Source organism: Mesorhizobium erdmanii USDA 3471 (assembly GCF_000472705.1).
GTDB classification, from domain to species: domain Bacteria; phylum Pseudomonadota; class Alphaproteobacteria; order Rhizobiales; family Rhizobiaceae; genus Mesorhizobium; species Mesorhizobium erdmanii.
In genome coordinates this window covers 1-19,353 of sequence record NZ_KI421454.1, presented here as the reverse complement: position 1 = coordinate 19,353, position 19,353 = coordinate 1, and the positions used below count along the sequence as shown (strand labels likewise).

19 protein-coding genes and 1 tRNA gene are annotated in these 19,353 nt (G+C 63.3%); 6 read left to right on the top strand and 14 right to left on the bottom strand.

All coding sequences use genetic code 11. The features are described from left to right. Positions 1–88 precede the first annotated feature (88 nt). From A3AU_RS0130515 to melA, 5 genes are all read left to right on the top strand, one after another. A complete protein-coding gene (locus tag A3AU_RS0130515) occupies positions 89–2,113 on the top strand; it encodes an ABC transporter substrate-binding protein (protein ID WP_418001091.1) in 2,025 nt (674 codons plus the stop codon). 117 nt (positions 2,114–2,230) lie between these two features. Further along, the gene (locus A3AU_RS0130510; RefSeq protein ID WP_027056270.1) at positions 2,231–3,238 is read left to right on the top strand and encodes an ABC transporter permease; all 1,008 of its coding nucleotides are present in this window, start codon (positions 2,231–2,233) and stop codon (positions 3,236–3,238) included. Next, positions 3,239–4,378 carry an ABC transporter permease gene (locus A3AU_RS0130505; RefSeq protein WP_027056269.1) on the top strand — a complete coding sequence of 380 codons (1,140 nt, stop codon included), beginning with the start codon at positions 3,239–3,241 and terminating at the stop codon, positions 4,376–4,378. Positions 4,379–4,388: 10 nt separating this feature from the next. Further along, positions 4,389–6,059 carry an ABC transporter ATP-binding protein gene (locus A3AU_RS0130500; RefSeq protein WP_027056268.1) on the top strand — a complete coding sequence of 557 codons (1,671 nt, stop codon included), beginning with the start codon at positions 4,389–4,391 and terminating at the stop codon, positions 6,057–6,059. Between the two features lie 19 nt (positions 6,060–6,078). Next, the gene (gene melA, locus A3AU_RS0130495; protein WP_027056267.1) at positions 6,079–7,449 is read left to right on the top strand and encodes an alpha-glucosidase/alpha-galactosidase; all 1,371 of its coding nucleotides are present in this window, start codon (positions 6,079–6,081) and stop codon (positions 7,447–7,449) included. A 16-nt stretch (positions 7,450–7,465) separates the two neighbouring features. On the opposite strand, the gene yacG is transcribed toward melA, so the two are convergent. The 9 genes from yacG to A3AU_RS1000000140005 form a co-directional block, all read right to left on the bottom strand. Beyond that, positions 7,466–7,663, bottom strand: coding sequence for a DNA gyrase inhibitor YacG (gene yacG / locus A3AU_RS0130490; RefSeq protein ID WP_027056266.1), 198 nt, complete (start codon positions 7,661–7,663; stop codon positions 7,466–7,468). After that, positions 7,660–8,286, bottom strand: a complete 627-nt coding sequence (locus tag A3AU_RS0130485; RefSeq protein WP_027056265.1) for a Maf-like protein — start codon at positions 8,284–8,286, stop codon at positions 7,660–7,662. Before A3AU_RS0130485 ends, yacG begins: the two co-directional genes overlap by 4 nt. 23 nt (positions 8,287–8,309) lie before the next feature. Continuing rightward, positions 8,310–8,528, bottom strand: a complete 219-nt coding sequence (infA, locus tag A3AU_RS0130480) for a translation initiation factor IF-1 (protein WP_006200926.1) — start codon at positions 8,526–8,528, stop codon at positions 8,310–8,312. 150 nt (positions 8,529–8,678) lie between these two features. Next, complete coding sequence (locus A3AU_RS0130475) at positions 8,679–9,149, bottom strand: arsenate-mycothiol transferase ArsC (protein WP_081709724.1); 471 nt, start codon at positions 9,147–9,149, stop codon at positions 8,679–8,681. Then, positions 9,137–9,619 (bottom strand): UPF0262 family protein, encoded by a 483-nt coding sequence (locus A3AU_RS0130470; RefSeq protein WP_027056263.1) that lies wholly within the window; start codon positions 9,617–9,619, stop codon positions 9,137–9,139. Before A3AU_RS0130470 ends, A3AU_RS0130475 begins: the two co-directional genes overlap by 13 nt. 6 nt (positions 9,620–9,625) lie before the next feature. Continuing rightward, on the bottom strand, positions 9,626–10,918 hold the full coding sequence (hisD, locus tag A3AU_RS0130465) for a histidinol dehydrogenase (protein WP_027056262.1): 1,293 nt from the start codon (positions 10,916–10,918) through the stop codon (positions 9,626–9,628). A 7-nt stretch (positions 10,919–10,925) separates the two neighbouring features. Then, positions 10,926–11,360, bottom strand: coding sequence for a DUF2948 family protein (locus A3AU_RS0130460; protein WP_027056261.1), 435 nt, complete (start codon positions 11,358–11,360; stop codon positions 10,926–10,928). Between the two features lie 170 nt (positions 11,361–11,530). Beyond that, a complete protein-coding gene (gene murA / locus A3AU_RS0130455; protein ID WP_027056260.1) occupies positions 11,531–12,823 on the bottom strand; it encodes a UDP-N-acetylglucosamine 1-carboxyvinyltransferase in 1,293 nt (430 codons plus the stop codon). 127 nt (positions 12,824–12,950) lie between these two features. Beyond that, entirely contained in the window at positions 12,951–13,127 is a 177-nt protein-coding gene (locus tag A3AU_RS1000000140005) for a hypothetical protein (RefSeq protein WP_081294253.1), read from the bottom strand. 161 nt (positions 13,128–13,288) lie between these two features. Here A3AU_RS1000000140005 and A3AU_RS0130445 point away from each other — a divergent pair. Further along, positions 13,289–13,363, top strand: a tRNA-Thr gene (locus A3AU_RS0130445). Positions 13,364–13,409: 46 nt separating this feature from the next. Here the strand turns inward: A3AU_RS0130445 and A3AU_RS0130440 are convergent. The 5 genes from A3AU_RS0130440 to A3AU_RS1000000140835 form a co-directional block, all read right to left on the bottom strand. Continuing rightward, positions 13,410–14,162, bottom strand: a complete 753-nt coding sequence (locus A3AU_RS0130440; RefSeq protein ID WP_027056259.1) for a GGDEF domain-containing protein — start codon at positions 14,160–14,162, stop codon at positions 13,410–13,412. A gap of 276 nt (positions 14,163–14,438) precedes the next feature. Beyond that, positions 14,439–15,143, bottom strand: coding sequence for a thermonuclease family protein (locus A3AU_RS0130435; RefSeq protein WP_027056258.1), 705 nt, complete (start codon positions 15,141–15,143; stop codon positions 14,439–14,441). A gap of 42 nt (positions 15,144–15,185) precedes the next feature. Then, positions 15,186–16,385, bottom strand: a complete 1,200-nt coding sequence (locus tag A3AU_RS0130430; RefSeq protein WP_027056257.1) for a type 1 periplasmic-binding domain-containing protein — start codon at positions 16,383–16,385, stop codon at positions 15,186–15,188. Positions 16,386–16,637: 252 nt separating this feature from the next. Beyond that, entirely contained in the window at positions 16,638–17,006 is a 369-nt protein-coding gene (locus A3AU_RS0130425) for a hypothetical protein (protein WP_027056256.1), read from the bottom strand. Positions 17,007–17,078: 72 nt separating this feature from the next. Next, on the bottom strand, positions 17,079–19,353 hold a 2,275-nt coding region (locus tag A3AU_RS1000000140835; protein ID WP_027056255.1), incomplete at its 5' end, for a DUF5801 repeats-in-toxin domain-containing protein.

The following is a 19,353-nucleotide window of genomic DNA, read 5'->3' as shown; positions in this document are numbered from 1 at the left end:
CGCTCCGGAATAATCAAGAGGGAGAGAGACAGTGAGGACTTTAGGCAGACTTGGCATTTTTGCCGGACTGGCGCTGGGCGTCTCGGTCATGGCACTGAACGCATACGCTTCCGATCCGACCGTCCCGCCGACCCCGGCGACATTTCCGGCCGAGGGCAAGATCAAATACGTGGCGCGCGACTCCATCCTGGAGTTCAAGGCGCTGCCGGAATATCACGAGCCGGATTGGGTGACCGAGAAATACGTCAAGACCGGCAAGCTGCCGCCCGTCAAGGATCGGCTGCCGAAGGAGCCTATGGTCTTCAAGACAGCCAATATGCCCGATGGCATTGGCGTCTATGGCGATACGATGCGCCATGTCATTGGTGGACGGCCGGAGGGCTGGAACTATGGCGCCGGCCAGACGCAAGGCTGGGGCGGCATCGACATCGGCCTTTCCGAATGCCTGACGCGCACGGCGCCGCTGTTCCAGGTCGAGGCCAAGGACACGGAGCCGCTGCCGAACCTCGCCAAAAGCTGGGACTGGTCGAAGGACGGCCACAAGCTGACCATGCATCTGATCGAAGGCGCCAAATGGTCTGACGGTGTCGCCTTCAACGCCGACGATGTCATGTTCTACTGGGATGACGAGGTCGTCGACCCGAACGTTTCGCCGCTCAACGGCGCGACGCCGGAAACCTTCGGCGTTGGCACGACGCTGAAGAAGATCGACGACTACACCGTCGAGTGGACCTTCAAGGACGCCTTTCCGAAGCAGTACCTCTACGCCATGGCCTACGGCACGTTCTGCCCCGGCCCCGCGCACATTTTGAAGCCGCAGCACCCCAAATATTCGAAGAACACCTACGACCAGTTCAAGAACGCCTTCCCGCCGGAATATATGAACATGCCGGTCATGGGCGCCTGGGTGCCGGTGGAATACCGGCCGGACGACATCATCGTCATGCGCCGCAATCCCTACTATTGGAAGGTCGACGAGAAGGGCAACCAACTGCCCTACCTCAACGAGTTGCAGTACAAGCTGTCGACATGGGCCGATCGCGACGTCCAGGCGGTTGCCGGCTCGGGCGACTTCTCCAATCTGGAGCAGCCGGAAAACTTCGTTGCCTCGCTGAAGCGCGCCGCCGAGGCGAACGCGCCGGCACGGCTCGCCTTCGGACCGCGGCTCATCGGCTACAATCTGCGCCTGAACTATTCCGCCAATGGCTGGGGCAACCCGGACGAGCGTGGCCAGGCGGTCCGCGAGCTGAACCGCAACGAGGATTTCCGCAAGGCCATCACCATGGCGCTCGACCGCAAGGCGCTCGGCGACTCTCTGGTCAAGGGCCCGTTCACCGCCATCTACCCCGGCGGCTTCTCCTCGGGTACCAGCTTCTATGACCGCAAGTCGACCGTGTACTATCCCTTCGATCTCGCGGGGGCCAAGGCCGAACTCGCCAAGGCCGGCCTCAAGGATACCGACGGCGACGGTTTCGTGAACTTTCCCGCCGGCACTGCCGGTGGCAAGAACGTCGAGATCGTGATGCTGGTCAACAACGACTACGGAACGGACAAGAGCCTGGCCGAAGGCGTCGTCGCGCAGATGGAGAAGCTTGGGATCAGGGTCGTGCTCAACGGCCTCAACGGTACGCAGCGCGATGCCTCGCAATATTCCGGGCGTTTCGACTGGCTGATCCGGCGCAACGACCAGGAACTGACCTCCGTCGTGCAGAACACCGAGCAGCTTGCGCCGGTCGGCCCGAAAACCAGCTGGAACCATCGCGCGCCGGAAAGCGGCGAGGTCGACCTGATGCCATTCGAAAAAGACCTCGTCACCCTCGTCAACAAGTTTGTCGCGTCCGCGGACAATGACGAGCGCGCCAGCCTGATGCGGGAGTTCCAGAAGATCTCGACGGAACATGTCTACAATGTCGGCCTGACGGAATATCCCGGCGCGCTGATCGTCAACAAGCGCTTCTCCAACATTCCGCAGGGCACGCCGATCTTCATGTTCAATTGGGCAGAGGATTCGATCATCCGCGAACGCGTCTTCGTCAAAGCGGACAAGCAAGCCAAGTATGAGCTTTTCCCAGAGGAGCTTCCCGGCAAACCGGGTGACAAGGGTCCGATGTAAGGTTTACCTCCCCTGGCCAAGACAGACCCGGCCGCGCCGCTGGCGCGGCCGGGAAAGACCAACCCTCCGAACGATCCTCGATGGGAGCGTCCGGCAAGATGAGGAAGCGGACCGTCCATGCTGCGATTTCTGCTCATGCGCATAGCGTCGGCAATACCGGTCCTCGCCATACTGAGCCTCGTCACCTTTGCCATCATCCAGGCACCGCCTGGCGATTATGCCGACTACATCCGCTCGCAGCTGATCAACCAGGGCGGCGCCTCTTTCGCCGAGGCCGATGCGCAGGCGCAGGCCTACCGCGTCGAACACGGCCTCGATAAGCCGCTGCCCGTCCAGTATCTCAACTGGATCGGCGGCATCGTCACACGTGGCGATTTCGGCTACAGCCTCTACTACAACAAGCCGGTGGCCGATGTGGTCGGCGAGCGCCTGCCGCGCACGCTGCTCTTGGCGCTGGTCTGCCATCTGCTCGCCTCGGTGCTCGGCATCACCTTCGGCATATGGGCGGCGACAAGGCAATACACCTGGATCGACACGACATTGTCGGCCATCTCCTTCCTTGGCATGACGGTGCCGCGCTTCCTGATGGCGCTGATCATCGTCTATCTCCTGGTCTTCCAGTTCAACGTCTCGGAGATTGGCTCGTTTTTCTCGCCGCAATATGGGGGCGCGCCGTGGTCGTGGGCGAAGTTCGTCGACCTGGTCAAGCATGTCTGGCCGGTGGTCGCCATCGCCACCTTCGGCGGCCTCGCCTACAACATGCGTGTCATGCGCGGCAATCTGCTGGACACGCTCAACGCGCAATATGTCGAGACGGCGAGGGCCAAGGGCCTGACCGGCAGCGCCGTCGTCATGCGCCACGCCGTACCCAATGCGCTGCATCCGCTGGTCATGTATCAGGGCGTTGTGCTGCCCTATATGCTGACCGGCGAGATCGAGACGGCGATCATTTTCGCGCTGCCCACCGTCGGCCCGGCGATCGTCGGCTCGATGGCGGTCGGCGACGTCTATGTCACTGCCACCTTCATGATGGTGCTGTCGGCGACGCTGATCGTCGGCAACATCATCGCCGACATGCTGCTCGTCCTGCTCGATCCGCGCATCCGCCAGTATGGAGAAAGCTAGATGCTGGCCCGCGATCCATCCCCTCCACCACCGCCGGGCGAAGGGTCTATCGTCGCCAAGCCGGCGCGCGGCAATGAGAGCTATATCGCGCTCGTCTGGCGCCGGTTGAAGCGCTCCTGGACAGGCATGGCCGGGCTTTGGCTCGTCGTCCTGCTGCTGGTGATGGCCGTGTTCGCCGAGTTCCTGGCGCCGATGGACCCGAAGGCGACGGATGTCGGCTTCGCGCCGCCGCAACTGCCGTCCTTCCACGACAAGGACGGCAATTTCGTCGCACGGCCGAGGGTCTACGCGCTGGCCGATTCGACCGACCTCGATCCGGTGACCTTCCAGCCCATCGTCGGCCCCGACTATGACCATCCAAGGCTGCTCGGCTTCTTCGTCGAGGGCGCGCCCTACAAGCTCTTCGGGCTGATCCCGGCGGATCTGCATTTCTTCGCCTCGATGGACGGCCAGCCGGTACATTTCCTCGGTACCGACAAGTTCGGCCGCGACGTGCTGTCGCGCGCCATTCACGGCTCGCGCGTCTCCTTGATGATCGCGCTGACGGTGGTCTTCATCATCACTGTCATCGGCACCACCGTTGGCATGGTTTCCGGCTATTTCGGCGGCCGGTTCGATATCTGGATGCAGCGCTTCGTCGAACTGGTGCTCGCCTTCCCGCAACTGCCGCTCTATCTGGCGCTGACGACGCTGATCCCGGTCACCGCGCCGACCAACGTCTTCCTCGCTTTCGTCATCATCGTCATGTCGGCGCTGGGCTGGGCGCAGATGTCGCGCGAAGTGCGCGGCAAGACGCTGGCGCTGGCGCGCATCGAATATGTGCGCGCCGCCATGGCGGTCGGCGCCACCGACCGGCGCATCATCCTGCAGCACATCTTCCCCAATGTGATGAGCCATGTGATCGTCGCCGTGACGCTGGCGATCCCGACGGTGGTGCTGCTCGAATCCTTCCTCGGGTTTCTCGGGTTCGCGGTCAAGCCGCCGCTGATCTCCTGGGGGCTGATGCTGCAGGACACAGCGACCTATTCCGTCATCGGCACCTATCCCTGGATCCTGTCGCCGGTCGGCTTCGTGCTGATCACCGTCTTTGCCTTCAACGCGCTGGGCGACGGCCTGCGCGATGCCGTCGATCCTTATTGAGGTGGCCGGGATGACGACGATCACGTTCACGGAACCCTTCGCACCGGCCTTCCGTCTCGACCATGACGGGCGCCACGATCAACCCATCATCGACGCGCGCAACATCGAGGTCGCCTTCAAGGTCGAACACGGCACCGTCGAGGCGGTCAAGGACGTCTCGTTCCAGCTCTATCGCGGCGAGACGATCGCCATCGTCGGCGAATCCGGTTCCGGCAAATCAGTGACGGCGCGCACGGTCATGGGGCTGTTGTCACGGCGGGCGACCGTATCGCCGCGGTCGAGTGTCGACTATTGCGGGCAAGACATCCTGAAATTCCCCGAGAGCGCGCGGCGCAAGCTGCGCGGGAACCGCATCTCGATGATCTTCCAGGAGCCGATGAGCTCGCTCAACCCGATCTACACGGTCGGCAGCCAGATCGTCGAGGCGATCAGGGTGCATCGCAAGGTGGGCCGCAGGCAAGCCTGGGCCCGCGCGCTCGAGCTCCTGCGGCATGTCCAGATTCCCGAACCGGAAGCGCGGCTGAAGCAATATCCTCACCAGCTCTCCGGCGGCCAGCGCCAGCGCGTCATGATCGCTATGGCCTTGGCTAACGATCCCGACGTGCTGATCGCCGACGAGCCGACCACGGCGCTCGACGTCACCGTCCAGGCGCAGATCCTTAATCTGATCCGCAACCTGCAGAAAGAGCTCAGGATGGCGGTCATCCTGATCACCCACGACCTCACCGTGGTGCGCAAATTCTCCGACTATGTTTATGTCATGCAGCATGGCGAGATGCGCGAGCACAACGTCACCGAGCAACTGTTCGCCGAGCCGCGGCACCCTTACACGCAGCGCCTGCTCGCCTCCGAACCGCGCGGGCGGCCGCAGCCACTGCCGGAGGCAAGCGCCACCATCCTCGAAGCGAATGGCGTGCGCGTCTGCTTCATGCTGCGCCACGGTACGTTCCTGAAACCGGACTGGCGCGAACTGGTCGCCGTCGACGACCTCGGCCTGAAGCTCTGCCGCCACGAAACACTGGGCCTGGTCGGCGAATCGGGCTCCGGCAAGACCACCTTCGGCCAGGCGCTGCTGCGGCTGACCGACGCCAAGCGCGGCGAAATCCGCTTCGACGGCCAGCCAATCCACGGTCTCACGCGAGCCGAGATGCGGCCGCTGCGTGCGCGCATGCAGATCGTCTTCCAGGATCCATTCTCGTCGCTCAATCCGCGCATGACTATCGGCCAGATCATCGAGGAGGGTCTGATCGTCAACAGCATCGGCGCGACGCGGGCCGAGCGGGTCGATCGGGTGCGCGAGGCGCTGATCAGCGCCGGCATGCCGGGCGATATCCTGTCGCGCTTCCCGCACGAATTCTCGGGCGGCCAGCGGCAGCGCGTCGCGATTGCCCGCGCCATCGCGCTCGAGCCCGAATTCATCCTGCTCGACGAGCCGACATCGGCGCTGGACCTTTCCGTTCAGGCGCAGATCATCGATCTGTTGCGCAAGCTGCAGGACGAGCGCGGCCTGAGCTACCTCTTCATCTCGCATGACCTCAAGGTGGTGCGTGCGCTGTGCCACCGCGTCATCGTCATGCAGCACGGCATGATCGTCGAGCAGGGACCTGTCGACGAGGTCCTCACCAATCCCAAGACCGCCTACACCGAACGGCTCGTCAGAGCCGCCTTCGATGTGGCCTGAACATATGCCGGAGACCAGCATGGCAAGAAATCCCAGGATCACTTTTATCGGCGCCGGCTCGACGGTGTTCATGAAGAACATCGTCGGCGACGTGCTGCAGCGGCCGGCACTTTCGGGCGCGACGATCGCGCTGATGGACATCAATCCGCAGCGGCTGGAAGAGAGCGCCGTCGTCGTCAACAAGCTGATCGCCACGCTTGGAGTGAAGGCGAAGGCCGAAACCTATTCTGACCAGCGCAAGGCGTTGACGGGCGCCGATTTCGTCGTCGTCGCCTTCCAGATCGGTGGCTACGAGCCTTGTACCGTCACCGACTTCGAGGTGCCGAAGAAATACGGCCTGCGCCAGACCATCGCCGACACGCTCGGCGTCGGCGGCATCATGCGGGGCCTCAGGACCGTGCCGCATCTATGGAAGATTTGCGAGGATATGCTCGCCGTCTGCCCCGAGGCGATCATGTTGCAATACGTCAACCCGATGGCGATCAACACCTGGGCGATAGCGGAGAAATATCCTGACATCCGGCAGGTCGGCCTCTGCCATTCGGTGCAGGGCACGGCGATGGAACTGGCGCATGATCTCGACCTTCCCTATGACGAGATCCGCTACCGCTCGGCCGGCATCAACCACATGGCCTTCTATCTGAAGTTCGAGCATCGCCAGCCGGACGGATCCTATCGCGACCTCTATCCGGATCTCGTGCGCGCCTACCGTGAAGGCCGCGCGCCAAAGCCCGGCTGGAACCCGCGCTGCCCCAACAAGGTGCGTTACGAGATGCTGACCCGGCTCGGCTATTTCGTCACTGAGAGCTCGGAGCACTTCGCCGAATACACGCCCTATTTCATCAAGGATGGCCGCCCAGATTTGATCGAGAAATACGGCATCCCCCTCGATGAATATCCCAAGCGCTGCATCGAACAGATCGAGCGCTGGAAAGACCAGGCGCAGGCCTACAACTCGGCGCAGCGCATCGAGGTCGAGGAGTCCAGGGAGTATGCCTCCTCGATCATGAACTCGGTTTGGACCGGCGAGCCGTCGGTGATCTACGGCAATGTCCGCAACAATGGCTGCATCACCTCGCTGCCCCGCGATTGCGCCGCCGAAGTGCCATGCCTGGTGGATGCCTCCGGCATCCAGCCGACCTATATCGGCGACCTGCCGCCGCAACTGACGGCACTGATGCGCACCAACATCAACGTCCAGGAATTGGCGGTGCGGGCGCTGATGAGCGAGAACCGCGAGCATATCTACCACGCGGCGATGATGGATCCGCACACGGCGGCCGAACTCGATCTCGACCAGATCTGGTCACTGGTCGATGATCTGCTCGCCGCTCACGGCGACTGGCTGCCGGCCTGGGCACGCGTGAAGCGCAAGACGGAAGCCGCCTGATCCAGCGGCTTCTGCCTCATTTCGGCTCGTCGGTGTCGGGCTCTTCCTCGTCGTCGCGGGCCTTGATGACATAGGCGCCCTTCAGCCAGCGGTTGAGGTCGATGTCCTTGCAGCGCGTCGAGCAGAATGGATAGGTTTCGCGCGCCGAGGGCTTGCCGCATTCGGGGCAAGGGCGCTTGGGCCGCAGCGGCGTGACCTTGTCGTCGAGGCTCATGGCCGCGCCGACGACCAACTTTGATGGGTCTTGAAACCTTCGCCCGATAGCAGCGCTACCGTCTCATAGAGCGGCAGGCCGACGATGTTGGTGTAGGAGCCGACCAACTTGACGACGAAGGCGCCGGCGAGGCCCTGGACGGCGTAACCGCCGGCCTTGCCGCGCCATTCACCCGAGGCGACATAGGCGTCGATCTCCTCGCGGGGCAGCCGCTTGAAACGCACCCGCGTCTCGACCAGCCGCTGGCGCAGCTTGCCGCCCGGGGTGATCAGGCAGATGCCGGAATAGACACGGTGCGAACGGCCGGACAACAGCCCGAGGCAGTTGGCGGCATCATCGAGCGTTTCGGCCTTGGGCAGGATGCGCCGGCCGACCGCGACCACCGTGTCGGCGGCCAGCACGAAGCTTGGCGCATGCTCCGTCTCTGCCTTCAGCGACGCGAACGCCTTCTCGGCCTTTTCCTTCGACAGCCGCTTGGCCAGCGAACGTGGATGCTCGGCACGCAGCGGCGTTTCGTCGATATCGGCTGGCAGGATCCGGTCCGGCTCGATGCCGGCCTGCTGCAAGAGTTCGATGCGGCGCGGCGAACCCGAGGCAAGCACCAGCTTCTGCAAAATGCTCATCGCGAACCAGTCGGGCCTTGATCTTACTTGAAGCGGTAGGTGATGCGGCCCTTGGTCAGGTCGTATGGCGTCATCTCGACCAGAACCTTGTCGCCGGTCAGCACGCGGATGCGGTTCTTGCGCATGCGGCCGGCCGTATGGGCGATGATTTCGTGTTCGTTTTCGAGCTTTACCCGGAACATCGCGTTGGGCAACAATTCCGTCACGACACCCGGAAACTCGAGGACTTCTTCCTTCGGCATTCGATACCTTTGCTTGGATGGCAGTTCCGGCGCTCTATTTCTTTGATCTAGAGGCGGATTCAGATACCAGGTCGAACAGACCTGAAATCATCCGACTCTAGCCGGAATTTCGGCGGAACCTATATGATAATCGTGCGCTTGTGAACACGCTTAATCCGTTGCGTTTTTTGCGTCTGAAGGCAGAAAACGTCGGCTTATGCGCAACTTCAGCCGCTCGCGCACGTCGCGGTAGGCCGCCATGATCTGCTCGCGCGTGCCGCCGGCACCGGTCGGGTCCTGTGTCGGCCAGTATTCGACCTCGACGGCGAGCGAGCGGGTGAGCTCCAGCGCGGCATGGTGCGCCTCCGGCGCCAGCGTGACGATCAGGTCGAAATAGTCGTCCTCGAGGTCGTCCAGCGTCCTGGGATGGCGTTCGCCCAGCGTCAGGCCATCCTCGGCCAGCACCGCGTCGACGAACGGGTCACGCTCGCCGGCGCGCACGCCGGCCGAGGCGACGAAAATGGTGGCGGGCAGCATCCGTCGCGCCAGTTGCTCGGCCATCGGCGAGCGCACGGCATTCATGCCGCACAGGAACAGGATCGAGCGGGGCAGGGCGCCGGGTACCAGGGCTAACCCCGCCAGTGCAGCACGCAGACCAGCGTGAACAGCCGTCGCGCCGTGTCGAAGTCGATGTCGATCTTGCCGGCGAGCCGGTCCATCAACGTCTGCGAACCTTCATTGTGCAAACCGCGCCGGCCCATGTCGATCGCCTCGATATGGCTCGGCGTCGAGGACCGGATCGCGTCGTAATAGCTTTCGCAGATCATGTAGTAATCCTTGACGATGCGCCGGAGCGGCGTCAGCGACAGGATGTGAGTGACGACCGCGGTGCCATCCTCGCGCGCCACGGCGAAGACCAGGCGCTGCTCGGCCAGGGACAGTTTCAGCCGGTAGGGACCGGCGCCGCTGTCGTTGACGGGCTGGAAACTGTTCTCTTCGATCAGGTCGAAGATGGCCACCGCCCGCTCATGCTCGACATCGGGCGTCGAACGGCCGATCGATTCATCGAGTTCGACATCGATCAGCTTTGCGCTATGACCGGAGCCCGTCATCCCAGCCTACATGTTCAGCCGGATAGTGACGGAGCGGCCATGCGCGTCGAGGCCTTCCGCCTTGGCAAGCGTGATCGCCGGCGGCGCCAGCAGGCGCAATTGCTCCGGCCCGAGTTTCAGCACCGAGGTGCGCTTGACGAAGTCGAGCACCGACAGGCCAGACGAGAAGCGCGCCGAGCGCGCGGTCGGCAGCACGTGGTTGGAGCCGCCGACATAGTCGCCGATGGCCTCCGGCGTGTGGCGGCCGAGAAAGACGGCGCCGGCATTGCGCATCCGCGCCAGGAAGCCTTCGGCATCGTCGATGGCCAACTCGACATGTTCGGCCGCGATGCGGTCGACCAGCGGCAGCGCGGCCTCGATGGTCGCGACCTCGATCACCGCGCCGAAATCGCGCCAGCTCGCCGCCGCCGTCTCGCCGCGCGGCAGGCTCTGCAACTGGCGTTCGACCGCCTGTTCGACCGCTTTGCCGAGGGCCGGATCGTCGGTGATCAGGATCGATTGCGCCGACACGTCGTGTTCGGCCTGGGCGAGCAGGTCGGCCGCGATCCAGTCCGGATTGTTGTTGCCGTCGGCCACCACGAGCACTTCCGAAGGGCCGGCGATCATGTCGATGCCGACCGTGCCGAACACCTGGCGCTTGGCCGCCGCGACATAGGCATTGCCGGGGCCGACCACCTTGGCCACCGGCTTTATCGTTTCGGTGCCATACGCGAGGGCAGCGATCGCCTGGGCGCCGCCGACGCGATAGATTTCGCTGACGCCTGCAAGATCGGCGGCCACCAGCACCAGCGGCGGTATGGCGCCGCCGGTGGCGGGCACGCAGATGGCGATGCGGTCGACGCCGGCAACCTTGGCCGGTATGGCATTCATCAGCACCGAGCTCGGATAGCTCGCGGTGCCGCCCGGCACGTAGAGGCCGACGGCCTCGATCGCCGTCCAGCGCCAGCCGAGCTCCACCCCGGCGGCATCGGTATAGCGATTGTCCTTCGGAAGCTGCTGCTCGTGATAGGCGCGAATGCGGTCGCGCGCGAATTCGAGCGCCTTGATCGTCTGCGCATCGGCGCCGTCATAGGCGCGGGCGATTTCGGCCTTCGAGACGGCAATGCCGACGCTCTTCAAGTCGGCGCGATCGAATCGGCTGGAATAGTCGAGCAGCGCCGCATCGCCCTCGGCGCGTACCCGCGCGATGATTTCGCGCACCGCGGCCTCGACATCGGCGGATACTTCCCGCTTGGTCGTCAGGAAGGCGGCGAAGCGCTGCTCGAAATCGGCGTCGGACTGGCGGAGCGTGATGGCCATCGGTCGCTCAAGCCTTGTGGACGGGGCGTGACGTGGCTTCCCACGCGCCGCCGATGTCGGCGAGGCGAGCCTCGATGCACTCGACATCGAGCATGATGGTGCCGCCGCCCGAAAAGATCAGCTCGACAATGCCAGCGGGCTTACTGATCTCGATGAAGCTGATCGCCAGCAGGGACAGCACCTCGGCCGGCTTGTCGCGGGCGATGCCGTTGGTCTTGGCGCCCAGCACCCGGTCGAAATGCAGCACGGCCTGCCGCCGCTCATTGTGCTGGCGAAACAGGCCCGACTTCGCCTCCCAGACGAAACGGTTCATGGTCAACACGAAACGCTTGGCCGCGGGCAGGAATTCCATGTCACTGACTTTCAGCACGGCGTCCTGGACATGGGCCGAAACGATGCTCAGATCCTGGTCGTCGAGCGCGATGAGCTTGAGGGCTGCCATGCGGATTTCGCACCTGAAGGTTGACTCTTGGGCCTTCTGTTATGCGGTCTTTCCGGCGGGTGCAACCGCGACACGACTTCAGCCCGAGGCAATTGCCTCGAGTTTGGATATTGGCAGGGGCGATCAGGCCGTACGGAGCACTCTCCTTCGAGGTTGCCGCCGCCCGATCGTCAGGCGGAAATTCGCTCGATCACCGCGCCGCAGTTGGACAGCTTTTCCTCCAGCCGCTCGAAGCCACGGTCGAGATGGTAGACGCGGTTGACCGTGGTCTCGCCTTCGGCAGCAAGGCCGGCGATGACCAGCGACACCGAAGCGCGAAGATCGGTGGCCATGACCGGCGCACCTTTCAGCTTCGCCACGCCGTCGACGATCGCCGTCTGGCCCGAAAGCGTGATGTGGGCGCCGAGCCGGGCCAGTTCCTGGACGTGCATGAAGCGGTTCTCGAAGATCGTCTCGGTGATGCGCGATTTGCCCTTGGCCATGGTCATCAGGCCCATGAACTGCGCCTGCAGATCGGTCGGGAAGGCCGGGAAGGGCGCCGTCGTCACGTCGACCGGCGAAATGCCGGCGCCGTTGCGCTTGACGCGAATGCCGGAATTGGTCTGCGTGATCTCCGCGCCAGTCTGCGAAATCACGTCCAGCGCTGTCTGCAGCAGCTCCGGCCGCGCCCCCTCGAGCACGACGTCGCCGCCGGTCATGGCGACGGCCATGGCATAGGTGCCGGTCTCGATGCGGTCGGGGATGACGCGCACGCGCGCCCCCGACAGCGATTCGACGCCGTCGATGGTGATGGTCGGCGTGCCAGCGCCGGAAATCCTGGCGCCCATGGCGTTGAGGCATTCGGCGAGGTTGACGATTTCGGGCTCGCAGGCGGCATTTTCCAGCACCGTCTCGCCCTTGGCCAGCGAAGCCGCCATCATCAGCACATGGGTGGCGCCGACCGAGACCTTGGGGAACACATAGCGGTTGCCGATCAGGCGGCCATTCTTGGTCTTGGCGATGACATAGCCGGTGTCGACGTCGAGATCGGCGCCGAGCGCCTGCAGGCCTTCGAGGAACAGGTCGACCGGGCGCGTGCCGATGGCGCAGCCGCCGGGCAGCGACACTTTGGCCTCGCCCATGCGAGCCAGCAGCGGCCCGATCACCCAGAACGATGCTCGCATCTTCGACACCAGCTCGTAAGGCGCCGTCGTGTCGACGATGTTGCGGGCGGAGAAGTTGATGGTGCGCGAATAGCCTTCATTCTGCTTTTCGCGGCGGCCATTGACCGAGTAATCGACGCCGTGATTGCCGAGAATCCGGATCAGCTGCTCGACATCGGCCAGATGCGGCACGTTTTCGAGCGTCAGCGTGTCGTCGGTCAAAAGCGAGGCGATCATCAGTGGCAGGGCCGCGTTTTTCGCGCCCGAGATCGGAATGCTTCCGGCAAGCTTGTTGCCGCCAACAATTCTGATGCGATCCATGGAAAACGTCCCTCTCGGCCAAAAAAGCCGGTTCAATCGTTTGAGTATCGGCCCGTCTAGACCATTGGCCACTCTGGTTCAAGAAATAGGATTTCGCCCGCCCCGGGCCAAGAGTGGCCGATTTGAGTTAATCTTTCTGCATTTCCTTTGCCGAAGCGAGCCCATCCGGCCGCTGGTCGGCCTCGCCGATACGGCGCGAGCGCGATTGCGCCTTGCGTTTCTGCAGATTGGCGCGCAACTGCTCGGCGAGCCGGTCCTTGCGGTCCGTGCCGCCTTTTTTCGCTGGATTTGCCTTGTCGCCCATCGTTCCGCCCCGGCTGGCTCATAGCCGATACCCCATTCAGGGATAGCCAACATTGTGGCGCCGCCATGTCATTGAAAGCCATCCGGCAAAGGCTTTCACAGAAGCGTTGTTCTTGGCCTTGCGCTTGCCGGTTCGATATGGCAGAAGCCCCGCCATCGGCGGCTGCGGTAGCTCAGTGGTAGAGCACTCCCTTGGTAAGGGAGAGGTCGAGAGTTCAATCCTCTCTCGCAGCACCAGTTCCTCTGGTTTCTTCAATTGCCTGCTCTGGCGCGCCGGCTGTTCTCAGCTGTTGAGATGCGCCAGTTCGAAGCCGGCTTCATCCTGCGCGTCGGACAGGTGCTGTTCGGCGGACCGGAACATGTCCGAGAACTCCATCTCGTTCTCCAGCATCACGCCGCCGACCTTGATGGCGAGGACATCCTCGGTTCCCTTGGGCGCGAAATAGACTTGCGCGACACGCCTCCGGATACGCTCGCCGATTTCCTCGGCCTCTGCTTCGGTCGCGCCAGCGAGGAAAACCCCGAACATCGAAGCGCCGATGCGTCCGATCAGATCCTCCTCGCGCACCGATGATTGAATGGTCGAGACGATGAGCCGCAAGGCCTCGTCGCCCCATTCGAGGCCAAAGCGCATGTTGATGGACCGAAGGTGTTCGGGATGAATGATCAGGAAGGCGCCCGAGCGCGGTCCTGGTCCCGATCGCCTGGCCGCCCGCCGTTCGACCATCGACGTGAAAACCGGCCCGTTCAGGCAGCCCGTCAGCCCGTCATAGGTCCCGGACCTGTTGAGTTCCTGCTGGTAGCGACGGATTTCGGCCCGGTTCCAGCCGATCAGCGCGAACAGAGGCAGGCCGATGATCACCGGCAGCAGCCCGGCGGTGACCATGCTGCGGCCAAACGGCGTCAGCGCATCGCTGAACAAGAGCAGGTAGTTGAGGCCAACGGAAAGGCCGAGGCTCCCGGCGGTTCCCAGGAATGCCAGCCATGCAACGTGCTTCCAGGGCTGGGCAGTGGTGGTCGCCATCGGTCTCGTCATTTGGCCAATCTCCTGTCAGGTCGGCTGGTATAAGGCCTGCCTGCCGTAATTTCGGTTTCGCCGAACCGTACAATTTGATGAAAAAAGGGTCGAATGGGTATTCGCCAGGCTCCGGACGAGCCGGTTTGCCGGGAACCCAGCGCCTTGACGGTCAGGTGAAACGTGGGATTGCTGAACAATCGTCGCCTGACGCGGTCGATCTGTCCCTGCCATCTGCGACTTCGGCGTTGACGCAATTACGGACGCAAGGCCGTTCACACCTTTCCTGTGATTGCTCTATCGCGGCGGCCCGAAGACACCCATCCCGGCATCCCTGGCAACTGCTTCCGCCTTGCCGTAGATGCCGCCCGGCAGCGCCTTCGCCCAGCCATTGGCGACAAGCCAGGCGCCGACATCCTGCTTGCCCAGCCGGCACGGCGCGGCGATGGCGAAACGCTCGGTTTCCGGCGGCAGAAAACAGTTGAGCGCGCGGCCCCGCAGCCAGGCATTGAAGGCCGCGCGGGCCCGCTGGCCGCAGGGCCAGGCCTCGTCGCGAAACGAACAGGTCTGGTCGACGTCGATGTCCTGAGCCCCGCTGATGGCCACCTTCCACCCCATCGATACGAACGTCGCCGACGATGTAGCGATCGGGCTGTAGAGCCGGGTTTCGCGCCAGTCCTTCGGCATCGGTGTCTTGGGACGGACAGCCAGTCCCAGGTCTCCGAGCGGCGGCCGCGCTTCGACCCGCTCGATTTCCGATGCATCAACCGGCGGCGGGGCGATCAGGCTCTCGGCGATCCGGCGGGCCGGTTCCTGTAATTGTTTGATGCGAATGGCCGCATCTGCCTGATGTGCCGGCTTGCCGGCAGTTTCCAAGGATTGCGCGAAGGATGGCGCGGGGACGGGCCGGTCGAGAGAAAGCAAGGCCCCGGCCCGCATGATCAGGACAATTCCGACCACGAGCTCAAGACTCGCGATCGCGAGGCGGGCATGCCGGCCCATCAGGCGAGTGCTGCGTTCGAGCAACGTCCCGCCGGCAGCCGGTCAGAAACCCGACGTCGATTTGGCAACCAGTTTGAGCGCACCCTTTTCTATCCGATAGAATGGCATCGATCTTTGGCTGGAACCGTCAGCGCGAAAGCGGAACAAACCTGTCGATCCGCGAAAGCCGTTCGGGTTTTCGAGGACTTGCTTGCTGAAGCCATCAGGTCCGACCGCGCTGGCAATCCCCGCCGTCAGGGCGACCATATCATAGGCATAGGCCACATCGACGTCGGCCGGGTAGTTGTATGTCGTCCTGAAGCGGTCGGCGATCGGTCCGGTTTCACCGGGATCGAGCGTGGCGATGTATGCTCCCTCGAACAGCGGATCCATGGGGTGCTCCAGCCAGCGGTCCGTTCCGACCACCGAAACCGCCTTTCCTGGAATGCCCTTTGATTTGAGGGCGGCAAGGACAGCCGCGGGGCTGCCGTCGCCGCTGGCAACGATGACCGCGTCGGGAGCGTCCACGATCGAGCCCATCTGATCGATCGCTTTCGCGCCACCGTCGCCGGCCGAATAGGGCAGAGTGACCGCCAGCGTCGCGCCATAGATGCTGAGGCCGTTCGCCACCCGCTTCTCCACGACGCTGGCGTTCGAGCCTTCCGCGACCAGCAACACGAACTTCTTGCGGCCCTTCGCGGCGAGCCCCGCGGCACCCGCCGCGGCGCTGTCGGCTTCGCTGAGGCGCACGGCATAAACCCCGGCGCCGCCCGCGAAATTGTCGGCAAGCGCCAGGACCGGTGGACGTTTCGAACCCGACAGCGTGGCAATATGCTGGGCCGCCGGCAGCTCGGTCGGACCGATGACGACCTTGGATCCCGTCGTGATCGCCTGCACCGCCAGCTTGCCGGCCTGTGCGCTGTCGCCTTTCGTGTCCTCTATCGTCAGCGTCAGCAATCCATTGCCGATATCGGTCATCGCCAGCCTGGCCCCGTCGCGCATCTTGCGGCCGGTTTCTCCTGACGTCCCCGAGGCGGACAAGGGCAGCAACATCGTGACTTTGGTCGAGCCGGTGCCGAGCGACTGGGCCGCCGGTGCCGGACCGGTGCCGGGGGCGTTGTTCTGGACCGCGGGCGCGGCGATCGTTGCCGGGTCGAGCACTTCCGAAACGCCGCCCTTCGACTGGCACCCCGACACTGTCATGGCGAGCCCCAGGGCTAGTGCCCAAATCCAGGGATTGCGGACCTGCCGGCCTGCTTCCATGATCGCCCCACCCTGTCTGCCGCCGGGTATGACCCGGTCTGGTCCTCAATCCATGTTACGGCGGACTTGCCGTGCCGTCTTGCGGTTCTTTAGTCGCCCGAAAAGCGGCTCTCGGCACTATGATCCGTCTGGCTTTCCAAGGGGCACGGTCGGCGCCTTGGTTGCAAACAGACCAAGGCGACCGTTGCGGCGATCGCCCTCAAGATTGATCCGACTGACAATCATGGTGGCCAACAGGCGCGGCCCATCCGCTCAGTGCATGTACTCGACCATGCGGTCGTGGAAACACTCGCATTTGTTGAGCGTGTCTTCGTCCTTGTAGTTCGTCTTCAGATAGCCATAGGCCATGCCGCAGGCGACCTTGGCTTCCGATGCCCAGACGAAGGCAGGCCGGGATGAATTGATCCACTCCGAACTGTTGGCGACGGCGACCGACTCGTCCATCAGCTTGACCACCTGGGCCTTGAGATCGACGATGTTGTCGTTCAGCACCAGGTTGGACGTCCCCACGACGCGGCAATAGTCGCCTACCGGTTCCCCTATGATGTCTGCCGCGAAGCTCGTCGATCCAGCCAGCAGCAGCAGTGCGGCCGAAGCCAGCATTTTTGCACAACGCTTCATTTAAGTCCCTCTCCAAACCGCCATTTTATTCTTCGCTAATATGTAGCATGCCAGCACGGCCATGCATAAGTGCTAAATCGTGGCCGTGTGCTGCACGTGGTTCGTGTCGTCGTAGAGGATGTTGATCGTGCCGGCGGCAGGCGCATTCTGCAGCACGGCGACATCCACGAAGTTGACCGCGTTGCCGGAGCCGCTGGTATCGACGCTCAAAGTACTGGTTGCGCTGTTATAATGCACATAGTCGGCAATGTTGCCGGCCGCCGCCTTGTCGAACAGCGCGCTCAAGTCGATCTTGTCCCCTTCGGCGCCATGGTAGTCGGCGATCAGATCCTTGATGTCGAGATGGTCGAGCTTGAACGTATCGGCGCCTGCGCCGCCCGTCATATTGTTCGTTCCACCGCCGCCGTAGAGAATGTCGTTGCCGTCACCGCCGATAAGAATGTCGTTGCCGGCGCCGCCGGAAATGACGACGCCGTCATTTCCGTCGACTGGGGCAAACGCCGCATTATGCGCGTCGAGCGTCAGCGAGGAGGTTGTGGCGATCGTCAGCGGATCGGAAAGCGTCGAGGTATCGCCATCGTGGTCGGTTGCCGACAGGCCGAAATTCATCGTGAGATCGTGGATCGTCGTCACCTCGCCATAGGTGATGTTGTTGAAAGCAAATGTCGGGTTGCCGCTGACCACATGGTCATAGGTGACGTTGATGTCGTCGTAGGCGTGATTGACATACAGCGTATAGGTGCTGGTCGCCGCGTTGAACGCCACGCCGCCATTGGTGGTCAAAAGGGTGTTGTCCGCGGTCTCAACGACTTTGATCGTGACGTCGGTCGCGGGCTTTGTGATCTGAAGATCGAAGTCCCTGACGGAGCCGCCATTGTCGAGAACATGGAACTGGACGTCGGCGACACCGTTACCGCTCCATTTGTTGAGGACGAAGCTGACGGTCGTCTGGTTCTGCGTGAAGTTGAGGTGCAGGGTCTCATGCGGATCCATCTGCTGTCCGGTGCTGCCGACCGCGATGCCCACGGCGGAAGCCTTGACCTGCGCCCCAGCGCCGTTGAGATCGCCGGTGATGATCAGCTGTCCGTCCGGCGAGGTGAGCGAATTTTGACTGCCACCGGAGGACGAGAATGCCGAATCTCCGGTCACCGTTGTCGTGGTTATCACCGACGGTGAGTTCAAGGTGTAGTCGTAGGTGCCGTTCGCATTGAGATCTAGGGTAAAGAAGGCGCTCCCTGCCGGATCGCTCGGATTCGAATAGGCATGCATCACCACACCGCCGTCGGCCTGTAGGGTCTCGGTGTAGTAAAAAGTGAAGTCCACAGCGTGCGTGGTTGCGTCTTGGACCTGAACGGTCGTGACGCCCGAGCTGGTGCTCTGGACGAAATTGACCGCGCTGCCGCTGTACATTCCACTCCCTTGAAGTGCGAGCGACAGGTGATCAAGCCCATCGGCGCCAAAAGCCGCGCTGTAGAGCCCGGTGAAGCTGGCACCGGCCTGGTTGGCCACGATCGCGTCCATGACGGAGTTGAAGACCGGGCCATCGTCATGGAAGGTGGCCTTGGAGCCGAGGTCGAGCGACTGCGAGGCCTTGTCGCCATCCCCATCAGTCACCGTCGCCGTCAGCGTCACCAAGCCCGAGGTCAGGCTGATGCCTTCAGAGGTGTCGGTCGGATTGTCGGCGGTGTTCTCATGCACCGCGCGGAACTCTGTCAGGGTCGCCTGGCCGCTTGCTGTATCGACCGCGAGTGTGAACACCAGGTAGGCGGCATCGCCGCTGTGGCCTGTGACATAGCCCGAAACAGTGCCGCCACTCTGCGTCAGCACCACTGCCTGGCCCGTGGCTGAGTCGATCAGGTTGGAGGTCACGCCTTGTGAGGAGACGCTCACGCCGTAGCTGGTGGTGGCGCCATCGGCGCCCTGCACCACGGTGAACATCCCCGCAAAGGCGGCCGTAACTGCCGTCAGAGCCGCGTTTGGCGTCGAGCCATTCGCCAAATAGCTTTCGTCCACATTCAGTATCGGCGCCGCCGCCCCGCTCAGCGTGATTGAGGGGCCGTCGTCATGGATGGTGATCTGGCCGCCCAGGTCGATGCTGGCGCTCGCCTTGTCGCCGTCATTGTCGGTCACGGTCGCGGTCACCGACACCAGGCCGGCGCCCAGCAGGGTGCCCTCGCTGGTGTCGGGGGTCTCGCCCGAGCCTTCATGCACGCCGCGCAGTTCGGTCATCGTCACCTTGCCGGTGGCGTCGACCGTCAGCGTGAAGACGGTATGGCCAAGGCCATCCTTGCCGTCGACTTCGCCCGCCCCGTTCTGCACCAGCGTCACCGGCGTGCCGGTGATCGAG